The following is a 17,040-nucleotide window of genomic DNA, read 5'->3' as shown; positions in this document are numbered from 1 at the left end:
GGGCGTTCTGCCTCAGGCGGCGGGCCGGATCGCGGCCAGCTCGTCGGTGAAAATGCCGTCGATGCCCCAGTCCAGCAGCAAGCGGGCGCGTTCGGGGTCATTGACGGTCCAGGCCGCGATCCGATAGCCGGCGGCATGCACGGCGTCGATCAGTTCGCGGGTTGCGTCTTGTTGGTTGATGTTTAGCGCCACGCACTTGTACTTGGCAAGGCGTTCGCGCCAGTCGGCGGGCACCTTTTCCACCAGCAGGGCGCGCGGCAATTCGGGGGCGGCTTCCAACGCCGCTTGCAGGGCGTCTTCGGCAAATGACGACAGCAGCGGGGGCGTGCCGGCGTCTTGCCACAGTTGCTTGCAGGCCAGCGCCACGGCGGCGCCGGTTTCGGCTTCGCGGCCGGGGCAGGGCTTGATCTCGACGTTGCTGGCGATGTGGTTGGCAACCGTGTAGCGGGCCACGGCGGCCAGGGTGGGCAGCGGTTCACCGGCATAAGCGGCCGAGTGCCAGGCCCCGAAGTCCAGTTGCGCCAGTTCCGCGTAGGGCTTGGCGGCCGCCGGGCCCGTGCCGTTGGAGGTGCGGTCGACGTTGTCGTCGTGCATCAGCACCAGCACGTTGTCGTGGCTGAGCTTCACGTCGTATTCGAACATCGTGAACCCGTGCGCGGCGCCCACGCGCATGGCGGCCAAGGTGTTTTCCGGCGCCAGACGGCCGCCGCCACGGTGCGCGATGTAGCGGGAATAGGGCCAGGAGGGCAATTCTGCGGTCATTTTGGTGTTGCTTGGGGTTCTTGGGGACAGGGTTGCAAGGATACTCCTTCTTGGCAGGCGATTCCTGGGGCGCCAGGCCCCACGGCGTGGCAATCGGCAGGCTGACGGCGCGGTGGACGGCGCGGTGGACGGCGGATCGGCCCGGGGGAGGGCAAGCGCGTCTGCCCGTCCGGAATAATCTGAAGAGAATCTAAAGGCCCCATGCGAGTGAGAAATGCTAAAATCCGCCCGCTGATCCGGTATTGACCGGTATGGGAATGGGGCGAATCCAGTTCGCCCTTTTTTTTGCGTTTTCGTGCGGCTTCGGGTGGACACCCCCGGAGCGCGGCAACAGGGATTCCATGTTCGAATTAATTCGCAGCCATCGGCGCTGGATGCAGCTCATCCTGCTGCTTCTGATTGTGCCGTCCTTCTTCCTCGTCGGAATTCAAGGCTATGACAGCTTCATGCGCCAGGAGCCTGAGTTGGCGACGGTCGCCGGCCAGCCGATTTCGCGCGCCGAGTTTGATCAGGCGCATCGCGACCAACTGGCGCAGATACAGCAACGCCAGGGCGCCCGCTTCGACCCCGCCGTCGTTGACACGCCCGCCTTGCGCGAAAACCTGCTGAACCAGCTGATCAACCAACGGCTGCTGGCCAACGTTGCCGTCGACAACCGCTTCACGGTGTCCGACGAAACGCTGCGCAACACCATCGCCGCCATTCCCCAGTTCCAGGACAACGGCCGCTTCTCGCCCGAACGCTATCGCCAGGTGCTGGTGGCGCAAGGCATGTCGCCGACGTCGTTTGAAGCCGGCCTGCGCCGTGACCTGGCCGTTGGCCGCGTGCTGGATCCCGTGGGTGGGTCCGCCGGCGTGCCCGCCGAGGTCGTGGCCTCGCTGGAAACGGCATTGACGCAGCAGCGCACCGTGCAACTGCGCCGCTTCGCTGCTGAAGACTATCGCTCGCAAGTGACCGTGACGCCCGCCGACATCCAGGCCTGGTACGACGCCAACAAGCAGCAACTGCAGATTCCCGAACAGGTTCAGGTGCAATACCTGGTGCTGGACGAAGCTGCCGCCACGCAGGGCATCCAGGTCAAGGACGAAGACCTGGCGTCCTACTACGAGCAGAACAAGAACCGCTTTGGTCAACCCGAGCGCCGCCGTGCCAGCCACATCATGATTGAATTGCCCTCGGGCGCGTCGGAAGAGGCCCGCAAGGCCGCGCGCGCCAAGGCCGAGGATCTGGCCAAGCAGGCGGCTGCCGATCCGGCCAAGTTTGCCGAACTGGCCACCAAGAATTCGCAAGACGCGGGTTCGGCCGCCAAGGGCGGTGATCTGGGCTGGCTGGCGCCGGGCATGTTGACCGGCCCGCTGGAAAAGGCCATCTTCAGCCAAGCCAAGGACCAGGTGTCGGGTGTTGTGGAAAGCCCGTCGGGCCTGCACATCATCAAGGTCACCGAGATCCAGCCCGCTGCCATCAAGCCGCTGGCCGAGGTCAAGGACCAGATAACCGGCGAAGTGCGCAAGCAGCTTGCCGCCGTGCATTTCTCGGAAATGGCCAGCCAGTTGAACAAGCAGGTCTACGACCAGCGCGACAGCCTGCAACCCGCCGCGGATGCCGTGGGCCTGAAGCTGCGTACCGCCTCGGGCGTGACCCGCGAAGGCCTTTTGCCCGCCGACAAGGCAGGCCCGGGTTCCGCCGCTGATAGCCCCGACGCCGAACTGCTGGACAACCCGCGCGTGCGCCAGATTCTGTTCTCGCCCGACGTGCTGCGCGAAAAGCAGAACTCCGGCGTCATCGAACTGTCGCCCGCCGTCATGCTGGCCGTGCGCGTCGCCAATCTGGAACCGGCCCACGTGCCGCCCCTGGACAAGGTCAGCGATTCGATTCGTTCGCGCTTGATCCAAGAGCGTTCCGCCGAAGCCGCCAAGAAGGCCGGCGAAGCGGCGCTGGCTGCCGACAAGGCCAACCCGTCCTCCGCGCCGGAAGGCTTCGCGCCTGCCGTGGTCATCTCGCGCCAGGATCCCAAGGACCTGCCGCAACCCGTCGTGGACGCCGCGATGCGCCTGCCGTCGACGCCGTTGCCGGGCTATGCCGGTGTTCAGTCGGGCGACGACTACACGCTGGTTCGCCTGGAAAAGGTTGAAGCCGGTACGGTTGACGAGGCTGCCAAGGCCCGCCTGGCGCAGCAGTTGTCGGGCGGCCTGGGTCAGGCCGAAATCGAAGCAATGCTGAAGATGCTGCGTGAACAGTACAAGGTGCAAGTACTGCCCAGCGCCGCTGAGGTCATTCGCGGCGATCAGCCGCAGGCAGAGGGCTGATCCGCCCGTAGATCCGCCCTAGTTCAGCAATGGCCGCAACGTCGGCCATACGTTGTCCAGCAGTTGGGGCTGGGCATCCTCGTTAGGATGGATGCCGTCAGCCTGGAACATTGCCCGGTTCGTTGCAATACCTTCCATCAGGAAGGGCACGAGCCGGGCTTTTTCGTCTTTGGCCACCGTGGAAAACAGTTGGGCGAAGCGCTGGGCGTAATCGCGGCCGTAGTTGGGCGGAATCTGCATGCCCACGATCAGCACTTGCGCCTTGGCCTGCTTGGCGGCCTGCGTCATGGCGCGCAGGTTTTGCTCGGTCATCGACAATGGCAAGCCGCGCAACGCATCATTGGCGCCCAGTTCCAGCACGACCACGGCGGGGGCGTGCTGGCGCAGCAGCGCCGGCAGGCGCGCCATGCCGCCGCTGGTGGTGTCGCCGCTGATGCTGGCATTGACGACCTGGTACTTGGGGTATTGTTCGGAAACCCGAGCGGACAGCAAGGGCACCCAACCCGTGCCGCGCTTGATGCCGTATTCGGCGGACAGGCTGTCGCCCACCACCAGCAAGGTGCGCGATGCGGAACCCTCGGCCGCCGGGGCGGTCTGAGCGTGGGCGGGAAGGGCCATGACGGCAATCGCCAAGGCGGACGTTAGATGCAGAAGGGAAAATAGGCGCATGGATAGCAAGAATTCGATCGAGGTGAAAGGGCTGGGCAAGCGGGTAGCCGATGCCGGCGGGACGCTGTCTATCCTGGAAGGAATTGATTTTACGGTGCAGGCCGGCAGCGCCGTCGCCATCACCGGAAGCTCCGGTTCGGGCAAGTCCACGTTGTTGGGACTATTGGCCGGGCTGGATGTTCCCAGCGTGGGCAGCGTGCATCTGGCCGGGCACGACCTGTTCGCCCTGGATGAAGACGGCCGCGCGCGCTTGCGCGCCAATCATGTGGGCTTCGTGTTCCAGTCGTTCCAGTTGCTGCCCAACCTGACGGCGCTGGAAAACGTGATGCTGCCGCTGGAACTGGCCGGGCAGTCCGCGCGCGAGGCCGCGCAGGCCATGCTTGAGCGCGTGGGACTGGGTGCGCGTTTGCATCATTACCCCCGCACCTTGTCGGGCGGCGAGCAGCAGCGGGTGTCGCTGGCGCGCGCTTTCGTGGTGCAGCCCGACCTGTTGTTCGCCGATGAGCCCACCGGCAGCCTGGACGCCGCCACGGGCGTCACCGTCATCGACCTGATGTTCGACCTGCACCGCGAGCACGGCACCACGCTGGTGCTGGTAACGCACGACCCGCAGTTGGCCGCCCGCTGCGGCCGTCAGTTGGTGCTGGCCGCGGGCCGGATGGTACAGGGCGACTGATACGCCCCGGCCCGTGTTTTACTTCGCCTTGGCCACCGCCTGGTTCCACGCCGCGACCACCGTTTCATAGTCGGTGGCGGCCGCTTCCTGCGATTCCTTGCTTAAGAGCCCGTCGTAAAGGGCTTTCGCCGCGTCCAGGTTCTTGGCGCCCTTGATGATGAACATGCCTTCCGGCGCCAAGTAGCTGCCTTCGCTCGGATAGACGAGCTTGATCTCCTTTTGCCCGCCCGCCACGTATTCCTGCGCGGCGTATTCCAGCGTCATGCCCACCGCGTACTCGCCCGCGGCCACGCCCTTGTAGGTGGTGCCGGACGACGCGGTGACCACGGCGTTGGCCGCGATCTTGTCCAGGCCGGGCTGGCCGAACTGCTTGTACAGCCCGTACACCAGCATGTACGCGGTGCCGCTCTTGGACGGGTCGGTAATGGCGAACTTGTTCTTCCATTGGGGCTGCATCAGGTCCGACCAGGTGGCTGGCGCGGGCAGGCCCTTCAACTGGCGTTCGTTGACCATCATCACCATCACGTGCACGTTCGTGCCCACCCACAGGTCATCGGGGCCACGGAACTCGGCGGGAATCTTGTCCAGGTCGGCGGGGCGGTACGGCTGCAATTGCTGGCGGGCGGGTCTGACCTGCCTGTTGGTGACGGGCGGCTTTACCTGCTTCACGGACCGCCTGCGTCAGCGTTTGGGGCTGGACGACGTGCGCGCCAATGTGCTGGAGGTGCTTGATGGGCGCCTCACCGGCAAGCTTGTGCCGCAGCCTTGGGGTGACATTTGCGACGGCGAGGAAAAGCGACGCAAATTGGCCGAGGTGTGCGCGCAGCGCGGGGTGGGGCTGGATCGGGCGATTGCCGTGGGCGACGGCGCGAACGACTTGCCGATGATGCGCGCCGCTGGCTTGTCGGTCGGCTATCGAGCCAAGTCCGTCGTACGACAAACCGTCAATGTGGTGATCGATGAAGGGGGGCTGGATAGGCTTTTGGAATTGATCTTGACGAAAAACCCGAAGTAAGCGGCGTTTTTAGACTTAATGCAGATTGATACGATAAATGCTTCAGAGTAGTCTGATTAGCAACCGAGACATGGAATTCGCCACGGCGCCTGCCTAGCAGCGCTTTGACGCCGGCCTGATGCCACGGCGATGTCGAGGGAATGCAGTTTGGCGGGCAAGCGTGCGCGCCAGACGTTGCCTCGCTCTGGAGCCGCCATGACTGTTTGTCGTTCAGCGCTTGTCCTGTCTCTAGCTGCCTTGCTGACCCCGATGACGGTCAGTGCCGCGGGCGGCATCATCCGGTTTTCCGGCTCGATTGTGGAACCCACCCGATGTCAGGCGAGCCGCGTGCCCGCAGCCGGGCAGGGCGCGCATCGGGTCAGTTGCATGCCTGCCCCGGGCAGGCAGCCGGTGACAAGTGAAAGTGTCGTGAAGGTCAGTACGAAGGCGCTTCGGCCCTTGCCCGGCGGACCTGGCGGCGTGGCCGTACCGCATCGTTTGGTGACGCTGGATTATCTGTGACGGGCTGTGCGCGGCCGGGCAAGCCCGGCGCGCAGGCCACAGAATGTGATCAACCCGCGATCAACCCGCGATCAAACGAGGCCGCGAATTTCCACGGCCGGATCCACATCGGCGTCGTAATTCACTCCATCGATCTCGAACCCGAACAAGCGCAGGAATTCCTGCTTGTAGCCCGCGAAGTCGGTCAGTTGGTAGATGTTGTCGCTGGTGACCTGGGTCCATAGCGCCTGCACCTGCGCCTGCACCTTCGGGTCCAGTTCCTTGTAGTCGGCGCGCAGGCGGCCTTGCTCATCCAGGATGGGCGTGCCGCTGCACAGGCTGTCCTTGTACAGGCCGTACACCTGTTCGATGCAGCCTTCGTGCGAGCCTTCCGCCTTCATGATCTTGAACAGCAGCGACAGGTACAGCGGCATCATCGGAATGGCCGAACTGGCTTGGGTGACGACCGCTTTCAGCACTGACACGCGGGCGTCACCGCCGCGCGCGGCCAGCTTGGCGCGAATGTCCAGCACCTTCTCGTCCAGGTCCTTCTTGGCCGCGCCGATCGACCCGTTCCAGTAGATGTCGTGCGTGATCTTTTCGCCCAGGTAGGTGAAGGCCGTCGTCGTGGCGCCTTCAGCCAGCACGCCGGCATCCAGCAACGCGTCGATCCACATCTGCCAGTCTTCACCGCCCATGACGGCCACGGTGGCGTCGATCTCGGCTTGCGTGGCCGGCTCCAGCACGGACTCCTTGACCACTTCACGGTCGGTGTCCAGCCCGCGCAGGTTGACCGCGTTGCCGATGGGCTTGAGCGTGGAGTTGAACACCTGGCCCGTCTTGGGGTGGGTGCGGCGCGGGGCGGCCAGGCTGTAGATGACCTGGTCCACCTGGCCCATGCCCGCCTTGATGGCGGCAATGGTCTTTTGCTTGATCTCGTCCGAGAAGGCGTCGCCGTTGATGCTGGTGGCGGTCAGGCCCTGGGCTTGGGCCGCCTTGTGGAAGGCGGCGGTGTTGTACCAGCCCGGCGTGCCGGCCTTGGCGGCGTCGGCGGGGCGTTCGAAAAACACGCCCAAGGTTTCCGCGCCACAGCCGAAGGCCGCGCTGATGCGGGCGGCCAGGCCGTAGCCGGTTGACGCGCCCAGCACCAACACGCGCTTCGGGCCCCCGGCGATGGGGCCTTGTGCCCGAACGTAGTCGATCTGCTTGTTGACGTTGGCTTCGCAGCCAACGGGATGGGTGGTGACGCAGATAAAGCCGCGCACACGGGGCTTGATGACCATGAAGACCTCGCTCGGGGAAATGCCGGATGCTGGGAGCCTAAGCGCGAAAGCGCAAAAAGCGACGAGCATTGTACGGGAGCGGTCGCACGCGCGCCGCCCTCGGCCCCGTCATGCGTTGCGCCGTGGGCCTGACCTTGGGTTTGGCCGTGGGTCCGGCTGTGGGTCTAGCCCCAAGCCTAGCGAACAGTGGCCCCGGCGGCTGCCGCGCTGGTGGCAACACTGCGGCGCCATTCGATCAACCCGATGCCGATGCCGCTGGCGCAGATGATGGCGATGCCCAGCCAGGTCAGTGGGTCCGGGAAATGGCCATAGACCAGCCAGCCCACGGACGTGGCGCTGATGATCTGCAAATAAATGAAAGGCGCCAGCGTGGACGCCGGGGCTCGGCGGTAAGCGGCGATCTGGAACAGATGGCCCACCCCGCCAGTCAGGCCGGTCGAGATCAGCAAGAACCAATCGAAGCCGGAAAGCCCCTGCAAGACCGGCAGTGCCGCCGGCAGCACGAAGGGCAGGGTCACGGTCAGGCAAATGGTACCCACCGCGCCGCTCCAGATCAGCGAGGTAAAGGGATCATCGCCCGCGACCCGCCGCGTGGCGATGAACTGCGCGGCAAAGCAACAGGCTGTCAGCAGACCGAAAATGGTGCCGACCGGGTGCAAGCCGCCGCCGGGTCGGATCACGATGATGACGCCGATAAACGCAATGCCCGCCGCCACGAAGCGCGACATGCGGGCGGGCTCTTTCAGGACCCAGGGCGCCACCGACAGCACCAGCAAGGGCGCCAGGAAGTTGATGGCCGTGGCCTCGGCCTGGGGGATGTAGCTGAGCGTCGTGAAGAACATCAGCGTGGCCAGGAACATGGAGCCGCCGCGGATCAGTTGTTCGCGCGGCTTGTTGCTGCGCAGCACCCGAAGCCCGCGCGTCGGCAACACCAGCGCCAGCACCAGGATCAGGTGCACGACATAACGGAACCACGACAGCACCAGCAGCGGCACCCCCGCATTCATGACCCATTTGCCGCTGGCGTCCAGACAGGAAAGCGTCCACATCGAAAGCACCAGCAGCAAGATGCCGACGAGCGGGCCGCGCGAAGCGGGCGCGGGGGCTTGTGGGCGACCTGGATCGGCCGGGGACATGGACGGGCTCCTGATGGGGAAATGGGCGGCTGCCATGATACGCTCATCGCGCCGGGGGAACAGGCCAATGATCGAACTACGTAACGTCGAAACTTTTTTTTGGGTCGCCACGCTGGGCAGCTTCCGCGCTGCGTCAGACAAGCTCAACACCACGCAGCCCGCCGTGTCGCAGCGCATCGCCTCGCTTGAGGCGGACCTGGGCGTGCGGCTCTTCGAGCGCGACGCGCGCGGCGTCAAGCTCACCGCCAAGGGGCACGAACTGCTGTCGCATGCCGAGCGCATGCTGCAAGTGCGGCGCGACATGTTCGAGGCCGCGCGCGAACAAAACGTCATGACCGGTACCGTGCGCATCGGCGTGGCCGAAACCATTGTGCAGACCTGGCTGCCCACGCTGATCGAACTGATTCATACGACCTACCCGGCGTTGGTGCTGGAGATTGAGGTGGACACCACCCATGTGCTGCGTCCGCACCTGATGTCGCGCCAGATCGATCTGGCCTTCCTGATGGGGCCCGTGCTTGAGGCGCGCGTTGAAAACCTGGCGCTGTGCAGCTATCCGCTGGCCTGGGTGGCCAGCCCCACGCTGGACCTGGGCCCGGAACCGCTGACGCTTGAGCGCATCGGCAAGCTGCCCATCATCACGTACCCGTCCAATAGTTCGCCGTACCGCGTGGTGCGCGACATGCTGACGCGCGCCGGCGTGGCCTCGCCGCGCATGTATGGCAGCGCGTCCATGTCCATGGTGGTGCGGATGACGCAGGACGGCATCGGCACCAGCGTGATCGCGCCGGTGTTCCTGGGCAAGGAACTGGCACGCGGCGAACTGCGCATCTTGCGCGTGCAGGCCGACCCCTTGCCCGAATTGAGCTTCACCGCAAGCTGGGTGCAGGGGCCGGACAGCCACGCCGTCAGGGTGATTGCGCAGATGGCGCAAAAGGTCGCGGCGCAGGCCGGAAACGGAATTCCTGCCTAGGTGTTTTCCCCTGGTCAGGGGCCGACCCGGGTCCGCCGGGGGTATCGTCAGTCATGCGCGGGCGAACGTGAAACCGCCGGCAACACCGCGCCAGGCCGTCATTTGCGTGAATTCCGTCCGCGCCGCCGGGCGAGACCCAAGAAATATTTATACCCCCACATCGCAACTTACGATTGGACGCTTCCTGCGCTGGCGGATGCAATGGCGAGACATCAAGAATGCAACGCCTGGATACACAGTGCGGGGGAAAAGCATGAATAGTCACTCGATCCAATTGCAGACCCTGGCGCCGTCCTCGGCCACGCGCAGCGCGCGTTCATCGCGCCTGACCACCTGAACCCAAACCGCACGTGATCGGGGTAACGGGATCCCGCGTGCGCAGACCATCCCGCCAGCCAGGAGTTTTGTCCATGAAGAAGTCTCTTGTTTTCGCCGCCGTCGCCGCTAGCATGCTTGCCGGCGCCGTTCACGCGCAGGACCTGCCCAAAACCCAGTTGAAGGTCGTGGGGGGCCTGTCCAACCTGACCGCCTATAACGACTACGAAAAGCCGTTCTGGACGAAGACCATTCCCGAGCTGTCCAAGGGCCAGGTCACGGCGGAGATCAAGGGCTTCAACGAAATGGGCCTGAAGGGTCCCGAGTTGCTGCGCTTGATGTCGCAAGGCGTGATTGAGTTCGGCACCGCCACGCTGTCGTACTTCGCCAGCGACAACCCCATCAACGAAGCCATCGACCTGGCCGGCCTGGCGCCCGACGTCAAGACCGCCCGCGCCGTGACCGAGGCCTTCGAACCCGTCTACGCCAAGCTCTATGGCGAAGGCAACAACGTCAAGCTGCTGGGCATTTCCACCTATCCCGCGCAAGTGCTGTTCTGCAACGCCGAGATCAAGAGCCTGGCCGACATCAAGGGCAAGAAGGTCCGCACCAGCAGCCGCACCACGGCCGAATTCGTTGAAGCGCTGGGCGGTTCCAGCGTGACGATGGCGTTCGGTGAAGTGGTTCCGGCCCTGCAGAACAAGGTGGTCGATTGCGCCATCACCGGTTCGCTGTCGGGCTATTCGGCCAAGTGGTACGAAGTGTCCACGCACCTGGTCGCGCTGCCGATCAACTGGAACCAGCAGATCCATGCCGTCAACCAGAAGGCCTGGGACAAGCTGGACCCCGCCGTTCGCACGTTCCTGCAAACCAACGTGAAGACGCTGGTCGACAACATCTGGGAAGCCGCCGCGCGCCAGACGCAGGAAGGCTATGACTGCAACACGGGCGCCGCTGCTTGCCCGTTCCCGGTCAAGGGCAAGATGGTTCTGGTTCAGCCGTCCGACGCTGACCGCGCGCTGCTGAAGAAGGTTGCGCAGGAAGCCGTGCTGCCCAAGTGGGCCGCCCGTTGCTCGGCACAGTGCGTGAAGGACTTCAACGCCACCATCGGCAAGACGCTGGGCCTGACCGCCAGCAAGTAAGCGCTGGACAGCGCCGCCGCATCGCGCGGCGGCGCGTTTTCCCGCTAGTCATACCGGGCGTATGCCCGCAGAGGTGCTATTCATGACCCAAACCGAAAACTTCCGCCTGCTGGGCGGCCTGTTGCGGCGCGCCGAGACCTTGTCGCGCATCGCCGTCTGGGCCGGCGGCGCGTTGACGGTGGCCAGCGTGCTGCTGATCTCCTTCGACGTGCTGGCCCGCAAATTCCTGGGCTTTACCACCGGTGGCGCCGACGAGCTCTCCAGCTACGCCTTCGCCATCAGCACGTCCTGGGCCTTGGCCTTCGCCACCTTGCAGCGCGCCAACGTGCGCGTTGACGTGCTCTACCAATATTTGCCGGTGCGCCTGTCGGCCGTGCTGGATTGGATTTCCATGGTGGCGATGGCCGTCTTCATGGTGTTCCTGACGTACTACGCCTACGACGTGGTGCAAACCTCGTGGGTGCAGAAGTCCGCGGCCAACACGCCGCTGGCCACGCCCTTGTGGATCCCGCAGGGCTTGTGGCTGCTGGGCCTGGCCTGGATGTGCATCACCGTCGCGCTGATGCTGACGCGCGCCTCCGCCGCGCTGGTCACGGGCGATATCGAACTGGTCAAGCAGATCTGCGGCGTTCGTTCGGCGCAGGAAGAAGCCGAAGAAGAAGCCGCCGCGGGCGAGCGCATGGTGAAGGGAGAAGCGGCATGATTTCCACCGCATTGACGTTGTTGCTGGTGCTGATCGGCCTGTCCATTCCGGTGGGCGCGGCGCTTGGCGTGCTGGGCCTGATCCTGGACCCGCTGTTCTCGATGCTGCCGCTGTCGCGCGCTATCGGTGAAATTTCCTGGAGCTCGAACAACGAGTTCCTGCTGGTGGCGATTCCGCTGTTCATCATGCTGGGCGAAGTGCTGCTGCGCGCGGGTTTCGCCGAACGCATGTACGGCGCGATGAGCTTGTGGCTGTCGTGGTTGCCGGGCGGCTTGATGCACGCCAACATCGGCGCATCCACCTTGTTTTCGGCCACGTCCGGTTCCAGCGTGGCGACCGCGGCCACGGTGGGCACCGTCGCCATTCCGCAGATCCGCAAGTACGGCTACAACGAGCCGCTGTTCCTGGGCAGTTTGGCCGCGGGCGGAACGCTGGGCATCTTGATTCCGCCGTCGATCAACCTGGTCATATATGGCGTGCTGACGAATTCGTCGGTGCCCAAGCTGTACCTGGCCGGCATCATTCCGGGCTTTGCGATGGCCGCGCTGTTCATGCTGACGGTGGTCGTTGCTTGCGTTGCCAAGCCGTCCTGGGGCGGCAAGAAGATCCACGCAACCTGGGGCCAACGCCTGGCCAGCCTGGTGCACCTGGCGCCGCCCATGGGCATCTTCTTCCTGGTGGTCGGTTCCATCTACGCAGGTCTCGCCACGCCGACGGAAGCCGCCGCGCTGGGCGTGCTGGGCGCGTTCATCCTGGCCGCCTGGTTCCGCCGCCTGAGCTGGACGATGCTGCGCGAAGTGATGGAGGGCACGATGCGGTCCACGGCGATGATCATGCTGATCGTCATCGCGGCCAGCTTCCTGAATTTCGTCATGTCGGCCACCGGCCTGACCGATGCCTTGACCAAGTCGATCACCGGCCTGGGCCTGTCGCCCGGCTGGATGCTGTTGATCGTGGTGATCTTCTACCTGGTGCTGGGCTGCTTCATGGAAACGCTGTCCATGATGATCACGACCATCCCCATCGTGGCGCCCATCATGATTGCGCTGGGTTACGACCCGATCTGGCTGGGCATCGTCATCATCATCCTGGTCGAAGCCGCGCTGATCACGCCGCCCGTGGGCCTGAACCTGTTCGTGGTGCAAAGCCTGCGCAAGAGCGGTTCCATGAGCGCCGTCATCGTCGGCAGCCTGCCGTTTGTCGCCGCCATGTTCGTGATGCTGGCATTGCTGGCGTTCTGGCCCGACATCGCGCTGTGGCTGCCGCGCGCGTTTGGTTGATTGCTTGTTTGAACCGGGTGCGGCCCGTGGGTGGCCGCACCGTTTTCCACCCGTTATTTCCGCAGGACTGATATGAAAGCCATATTCAACATCGACGACGCCAATCCCCGCCAGGTGGAAGTGGACTTCAACACCCTGATCGTGGCCGGCTGGGCCGGACGCGACATGGCCGCCATTGAGCACCACATCGAAGAGCTGGCCGCCATCGGCGTGCCGCGCCCGACCAGCGTGCCGCTGTACTACCGCATTGCCGACAACCAACTGACCCAGGCCACGCAAGTGCAGGCCGTGGGCGAAGATTCCTCGGGCGAAGTGGAAACCTTCGTGTTCGCCGTGGATGGCGAGATGTACGTCAGCATCGCTTCCGACCATACCGACCGCAAGCTGGAGACCGTCAGCGTCGCCATGTCCAAGCAGGTCTGCGTCAAGCCCGTGGCAACCGTCGCCTGGCGCCTGGCCGACGTGGCGGACTACTGGGACGAACTGGTCATCCGCTCGTATATCGTCGAAAACGGCGAAAAAGTGCTGTACCAGGAAGGCCCGCTGTCCACGCTGCGCACGCCGCAAGACCTGATCGCCGGCTACACCGGCGGCGCTGCCGTGTTGCCGCAAGGCGCGGGCATGACCTGCGGCACGGTGGGCGCCATTGGCGGCATCCGCGCCGCAGCCGACTTCACCATGGAACTGTTCGACCCGCGCCGCCAGCGCACGATCAGCCACCGCTATCATGTTGAATCGCTGCCTGTGGTGGCCTGATTCCGGTTCCTGATGTGATGGGATGGCATTGAACACCAGGCGCGCCTTTTCTCAAGGTTGCGCCTGTCCGCACTTTTACGCCGCAAGTCGGCACGAGGACAAAGATGGTTTCGACCTTGAATGAACTGACCTTGGCCCTGAGTGAAGGCCGTACCACGTCAGTCGCCCTGACCGAACTGGCGCTGGCACGCGCCCAGGATGCGGCGGGCGAGGGCGCGCGCGTGTTCACCAAGCTGTATGCCGAATCGGCGCTGGCCCAGGCGCGCGCTTCCGACACGCTGCGCGCGGCCGGCATCGTGCGCTCGGCGGTGGAAGGCCTGCCGATCAGCATCAAGGACCTGTTCGACATCGAGGGCGAAACCACCATGGCCGGTTCCGTCGCGCGCGAAGGCGAGCCGGCAGCCGACGCCAACGCCGAAGTCGTGCAGCGTTTGATCGCCGCCGGTGCCGTCATCATCGGCCGCACCAACATGACCGAATTCGCCTATTCGGGCCTGGGCATCAACCCGCACTACGGCACTCCGCTGAACCCGTATGACCGTGGCACCGGCCGCATTCCGGGCGGTTCGTCCTCGGGCGCGGCGGTGTCGGTTGTCGATGGCATGGCCGTGGCCGGCATTGGTTCGGACACGGGTGGTTCGGTGCGCATTCCGGCCGCGCTGTGCGGTCTGACGGGCTTCAAGCCCAGCGCGTGGCGCGTGTCCATGACGGGCGTGCTGCCGCTGTCGGCGAACCTGGATTCCATCGGCCCCATCGCGGGCAGCGTGCGCTGCTGCGCCGAGCTGGACGCCATCCTGTCGGGCGACGGCGGCCCGGTGCCCGAGGCAATGGCCCTGCGCGGCTTGCGCCTGGCGGTGCCGACCACGCTGGCGCTGGACGCCATGGAAAAGCACGTGGCCGACAGCTTTGCCGCTGCCGTGGCCAAGCTGAGGGACGCGGGTGCGCTGGTCGAGGAAATCGCCATTCCCGAATTCGCTGAACTGGGCAACATCAACAGCAAGGGCGGCTTCACGGCGGCCGAAGCCTGGGCCTGGCACCGCGACCTGATCGCGCGCGCCGGCAAGCGCTACGACCCCCGCGTGGTGTCGCGCATCATGCGCGGCCAGGACATGAGCGCCGCCGACTACCTGGACTTGCTGGATGCGCGCGAAGCCTGGGTGGCCGCGGTGGACCACCGCATTGCCGGCTACGACGCGCTCATCATGCCCACCACGCCCATCGTGGCGCCGGCGGTGGCGGACCTGGTGGCGTCCGACGAAGCCTATTACGCGGCCAACGGCCTGATCTTGCGCAACCCCACGTTGATCAACTTCCTGGACGGTTGCGCGCTGTCTCTGCCGTGCCATGCGCCGGGCACGGCGCCCGTGGGCTTGATGATCTCCGGCAGCAATGGCGCCGACCGCCGCATCCTGGCCGTGGGCCTGGCGGTTGAAGCGCTGCTGGCCGGGCGTTGATCGCCAAGCACGTCACAACCCGCATCAAGAGGAATTGTCATGTCGCCCGTCGACGTAGTACGCAATAGTGTCGAACTGGCCCGCCAGGCCCGGCTGGACGCCCGCAGCGGGCGTCTGACCGGCCCCACGGCCAACCTGGCGCCGGGGCACGTGCAGGCCAACCTGGCTATCCTGCCGCGCGCGCTGGCCGCAGAGTTTCTGCATTTCTGCCAGCGCAACCCCAAGCCTTGCCCCTTGCTGGCCATGTCCGAACCGGGCAACCCCGCGTTGCCGGAACTGGGGGCAGATATCGACATCCGCACTGATATCCCGCGCTACCGCGTCTGGAAGAACGGCGAGCTGGTGGCCGAACCCACCGACGTGCGCGATATCTGGCGCGATGATCTGGTGTCGTTCCTGATCGGCTGCTCGTTTTCGTTCGAAGAAGCCATGTTGGACAACGGCTTGCCGGTGCGCCACATCGAGCAGGGGTGCAACGTGCCCATGTACCGCACCAACATTCCCACGAATCCGGCCGGCTCGTTCAGCGGCCCCTTGGTGGTGTCCATGCGCCCCTTGAAGGCGGCTGACGCCATCCGCGCGATCCAGGTGACGTCGCGCTTTCCGTCCGTGCATGGCGCGCCTGTGCACATTGGCGACCCCGCGCTGATCGGCATCGCGGACATCAATCGGCCGGATTACGGCGACGCGGTCGAGATCCGGCCCGGCGAAATGCCGGTGTTCTGGGCTTGCGGCGTCACGCCGCAGTCGGTGGTGTCGTCAGTGCGGCCGGAGTTCTGCATCACGCACGCCCCGGGGCATATGCTGGTGACCGACCTGGTTAACAGCCGAATGGCCATGCTGTAAGAAAAAAGACCCATCACGACAACGCGATGGGTCTTGTTTTTGGCGAACGCCAGGTTTTAGAAAATGTGGCGGAAGCCCACGGCCGCGCCCACCTGGTGGTTCTTGCCGGCAATTTCGTTGCTGGCGGCGTTGCTGACCTTGTTCCAGTCCACGGTGCCGTAGACCTGCGAACGCTTGGACAGCGAGTATTCGGCCACGGCCACCAGCGCATAGCGCTTGCCCTTGTCGCCGTCTTCCACCACGTTCTTGCTTTGGTCGTAGTAGCCTGCGCCGGTAATGGCCCAGCGCGGCGTGGCTTGCCAGGTGACGCCGGCGAAGTAGCCGTTGTCCTTGCGTTCCAGGCCAGCGGTGGTGGTGGCGCCGCCCATGACGGCATTGACCCAGCCGGTTTCGTCGCGGCCGTTGAAGTAGCCGACGAACACCTTGGCGCTGTCGAACTGGTAGGACGCGTTCAAGTTCCAGACGCGTTGGCGCAGATCGGAATCCAGGCCGTCGTAGGTCTGCTGATACGCCGCGCCCAGGCCCAGCTTGCCGACCATGTAACGCAGGCTGGCGCCGTATTGCTGGCCGGCCTTGCGGTCTTCCCAGCTTTCGCCGTTGGCCCACGACAACGCCAATGACAGGTCGCCAATGGTGTTGGAGTACTTGGTCATGTTGTTGGTGCGCACGCGCGACATCGCGGCGGGCAACCAGGCGTTTTGATCGTAGTTGCCCACGGTCAGCGGGTCGAAGTGGTCGGCCAGCAGGTCGAACATCGGCGTGTTCTGCAAGCCCAAGGTCAGTTGGCCGATGCTGCCACCGTCCAGGCCCACATAGGCCAGGCGGCCAAACGTCTTGCCCGTGGCCGACGAATTGCCGTTCTGCATGTTGAAGCCGTTTTCCAGGCGGAAGAAGGCGCGGTTGCCATTGCCCAGGTCTTCCGAGCCACGCAGGCCCCAACGGCTGTTCGAGATGGCGCCGTTTTCCATCGACACACGGCTGCCGTCCTGGCCAACGCTGCCGGCGCTGGTGCTCAGGTAGCGGATGCTGACGTCGGCGATGCCGTACAGGGTGACGCTGGTTTCCGCCGAAGCGGCGCCGGCGGCCAGGCCCAGGCCTGCTGCGGCGAGCGTAAGGGTGATGCGTTTCATTCGAGACTCCTCCTGTGTAGCTGATTTGTTTTGATTGCATCCGGCTTGTGGCCGGAGATGTTGCGCCGGAAGGGTCGTCCGACGCTGGGCCCTTGCACCGACGCTTTGGATTCA

At 64.9% G+C, this 17,040-nt stretch carries 15 protein-coding genes and 2 pseudogenes; 11 read left to right on the top strand and 6 right to left on the bottom strand.

The annotated features are described in order from the left end of the window. Nucleotides 1-12: 12 nt before the first annotated feature. On the bottom strand, nt 13-762 hold the full coding sequence (gene ugpQ / locus M2361_RS08485; RefSeq protein ID WP_259247885.1) for a glycerophosphodiester phosphodiesterase: 750 nt from the start codon (nt 760-762) through the stop codon (nt 13-15). 341 nt (nt 763-1,103) lie between these two features. Here ugpQ and M2361_RS08480 point away from each other — a divergent pair, with 341 nt between their 5' ends. Continuing rightward, nucleotides 1,104-3,068 (top strand): SurA N-terminal domain-containing protein, encoded by a 1,965-nt coding sequence (locus M2361_RS08480; RefSeq protein ID WP_259247884.1) that lies wholly within the window; start codon nt 1,104-1,106, stop codon nt 3,066-3,068. A gap of 18 nt (nt 3,069-3,086) precedes the next feature. Here M2361_RS08480 and M2361_RS08475 read toward each other — a convergent pair whose 3' ends face one another. Beyond that, nucleotides 3,087-3,737 (bottom strand): arylesterase, encoded by a 651-nt coding sequence (locus M2361_RS08475; protein WP_259247883.1) that lies wholly within the window; start codon nt 3,735-3,737, stop codon nt 3,087-3,089. Here M2361_RS08475 and M2361_RS08470 point away from each other — a divergent pair. Then, entirely contained in the window at nt 3,736-4,413 is a 678-nt protein-coding gene (locus M2361_RS08470) for an ABC transporter ATP-binding protein (protein WP_259247882.1), read from the top strand. The two genes, M2361_RS08475 and M2361_RS08470, sit on opposite strands and share 2 nt — an antisense overlap. Nucleotides 4,414-4,431: 18 nt before the next feature. Here the strand turns inward: M2361_RS08470 and M2361_RS08465 are convergent. Further along, nucleotides 4,432-5,034 (bottom strand): annotated as a pseudogene (locus tag M2361_RS08465) (extracellular solute-binding protein); the annotation flags it as partial. Here M2361_RS08465 and M2361_RS08460 point away from each other — a divergent pair. Continuing rightward, nucleotides 5,027-5,428, top strand: a pseudogene (locus M2361_RS08460) (HAD family hydrolase); the annotation flags it as partial. The pseudogenes M2361_RS08465 and M2361_RS08460 sit on opposite strands and share 8 nt — an antisense overlap. A gap of 195 nt (nt 5,429-5,623) precedes the next feature. Further along, nucleotides 5,624-5,929 carry a hypothetical protein gene (locus M2361_RS08455; protein ID WP_259247880.1) on the top strand — a complete coding sequence of 102 codons (306 nt, stop codon included), beginning with the start codon at nt 5,624-5,626 and terminating at the stop codon, nt 5,927-5,929. 71 nt (nt 5,930-6,000) lie between these two features. On the opposite strand, the gene fabV is transcribed toward M2361_RS08455, so the two are convergent. Then, the gene (fabV, locus tag M2361_RS08450; RefSeq protein ID WP_259247879.1) at nt 6,001-7,191 is read right to left on the bottom strand and encodes an enoyl-ACP reductase FabV; all 1,191 of its coding nucleotides are present in this window, start codon (nt 7,189-7,191) and stop codon (nt 6,001-6,003) included. Nucleotides 7,192-7,367: 176 nt separating this feature from the next. Next, nucleotides 7,368-8,327, bottom strand: coding sequence for a DMT family transporter (locus M2361_RS08445; RefSeq protein ID WP_259247878.1), 960 nt, complete (start codon nt 8,325-8,327; stop codon nt 7,368-7,370). A gap of 67 nt (nt 8,328-8,394) precedes the next feature. On the opposite strand from M2361_RS08445, the gene M2361_RS08440 reads away from it, so the two are divergent. The 7 genes from M2361_RS08440 to M2361_RS08410 all read left to right on the top strand — a co-directional run bounded on the left by M2361_RS08440 (nt 8,395) and on the right by M2361_RS08410 (nt 15,796). Continuing rightward, on the top strand, nt 8,395-9,300 hold the full coding sequence (locus M2361_RS08440; RefSeq protein WP_259247877.1) for a LysR family transcriptional regulator: 906 nt from the start codon (nt 8,395-8,397) through the stop codon (nt 9,298-9,300). 410 nt (nt 9,301-9,710) lie between these two features. Next, nucleotides 9,711-10,757 carry a TRAP transporter substrate-binding protein gene (locus tag M2361_RS08435; RefSeq protein WP_259247876.1) on the top strand — a complete coding sequence of 349 codons (1,047 nt, stop codon included), beginning with the start codon at nt 9,711-9,713 and terminating at the stop codon, nt 10,755-10,757. 82 nt (nt 10,758-10,839) lie between these two features. Next, entirely contained in the window at nt 10,840-11,460 is a 621-nt protein-coding gene (locus M2361_RS08430; RefSeq protein WP_259247875.1) for a TRAP transporter small permease subunit, read from the top strand. Next, nucleotides 11,457-12,740: a TRAP transporter large permease gene (locus M2361_RS08425; RefSeq protein ID WP_259247874.1), complete on the top strand. Its 1,284-nt coding sequence runs from the start codon at nt 11,457-11,459 to the stop codon at nt 12,738-12,740. Before M2361_RS08430 ends, M2361_RS08425 begins: the two co-directional genes overlap by 4 nt. A gap of 72 nt (nt 12,741-12,812) precedes the next feature. Then, nucleotides 12,813-13,496 (top strand): DUF2848 domain-containing protein, encoded by a 684-nt coding sequence (locus M2361_RS08420; RefSeq protein WP_259247873.1) that lies wholly within the window; start codon nt 12,813-12,815, stop codon nt 13,494-13,496. A gap of 104 nt (nt 13,497-13,600) precedes the next feature. Continuing rightward, entirely contained in the window at nt 13,601-14,950 is a 1,350-nt protein-coding gene (locus M2361_RS08415; protein WP_259247872.1) for an amidase, read from the top strand. A 39-nt stretch (nt 14,951-14,989) separates the two neighbouring features. Further along, nucleotides 14,990-15,796: a putative hydro-lyase gene (locus M2361_RS08410; protein ID WP_100855904.1), complete on the top strand. Its 807-nt coding sequence runs from the start codon at nt 14,990-14,992 to the stop codon at nt 15,794-15,796. A gap of 56 nt (nt 15,797-15,852) precedes the next feature. On the opposite strand, the gene M2361_RS08405 is transcribed toward M2361_RS08410, so the two are convergent. Next, on the bottom strand, nt 15,853-16,926 hold the full coding sequence (locus tag M2361_RS08405) for a porin (protein WP_259247871.1): 1,074 nt from the start codon (nt 16,924-16,926) through the stop codon (nt 15,853-15,855). Between the last annotated feature and the right edge of the window lie 114 nt (nt 16,927-17,040).

Source organism: Achromobacter sp. JUb104 (assembly GCF_024806975.1).
Taxonomy (GTDB): Bacteria; Pseudomonadota; Gammaproteobacteria; order Burkholderiales; family Burkholderiaceae_B; genus Achromobacter; species Achromobacter spanius.
The sequence above is the reverse complement of the archived record's forward strand: the minus strand, read 5'-3'. Positions and strand labels throughout refer to the sequence as shown.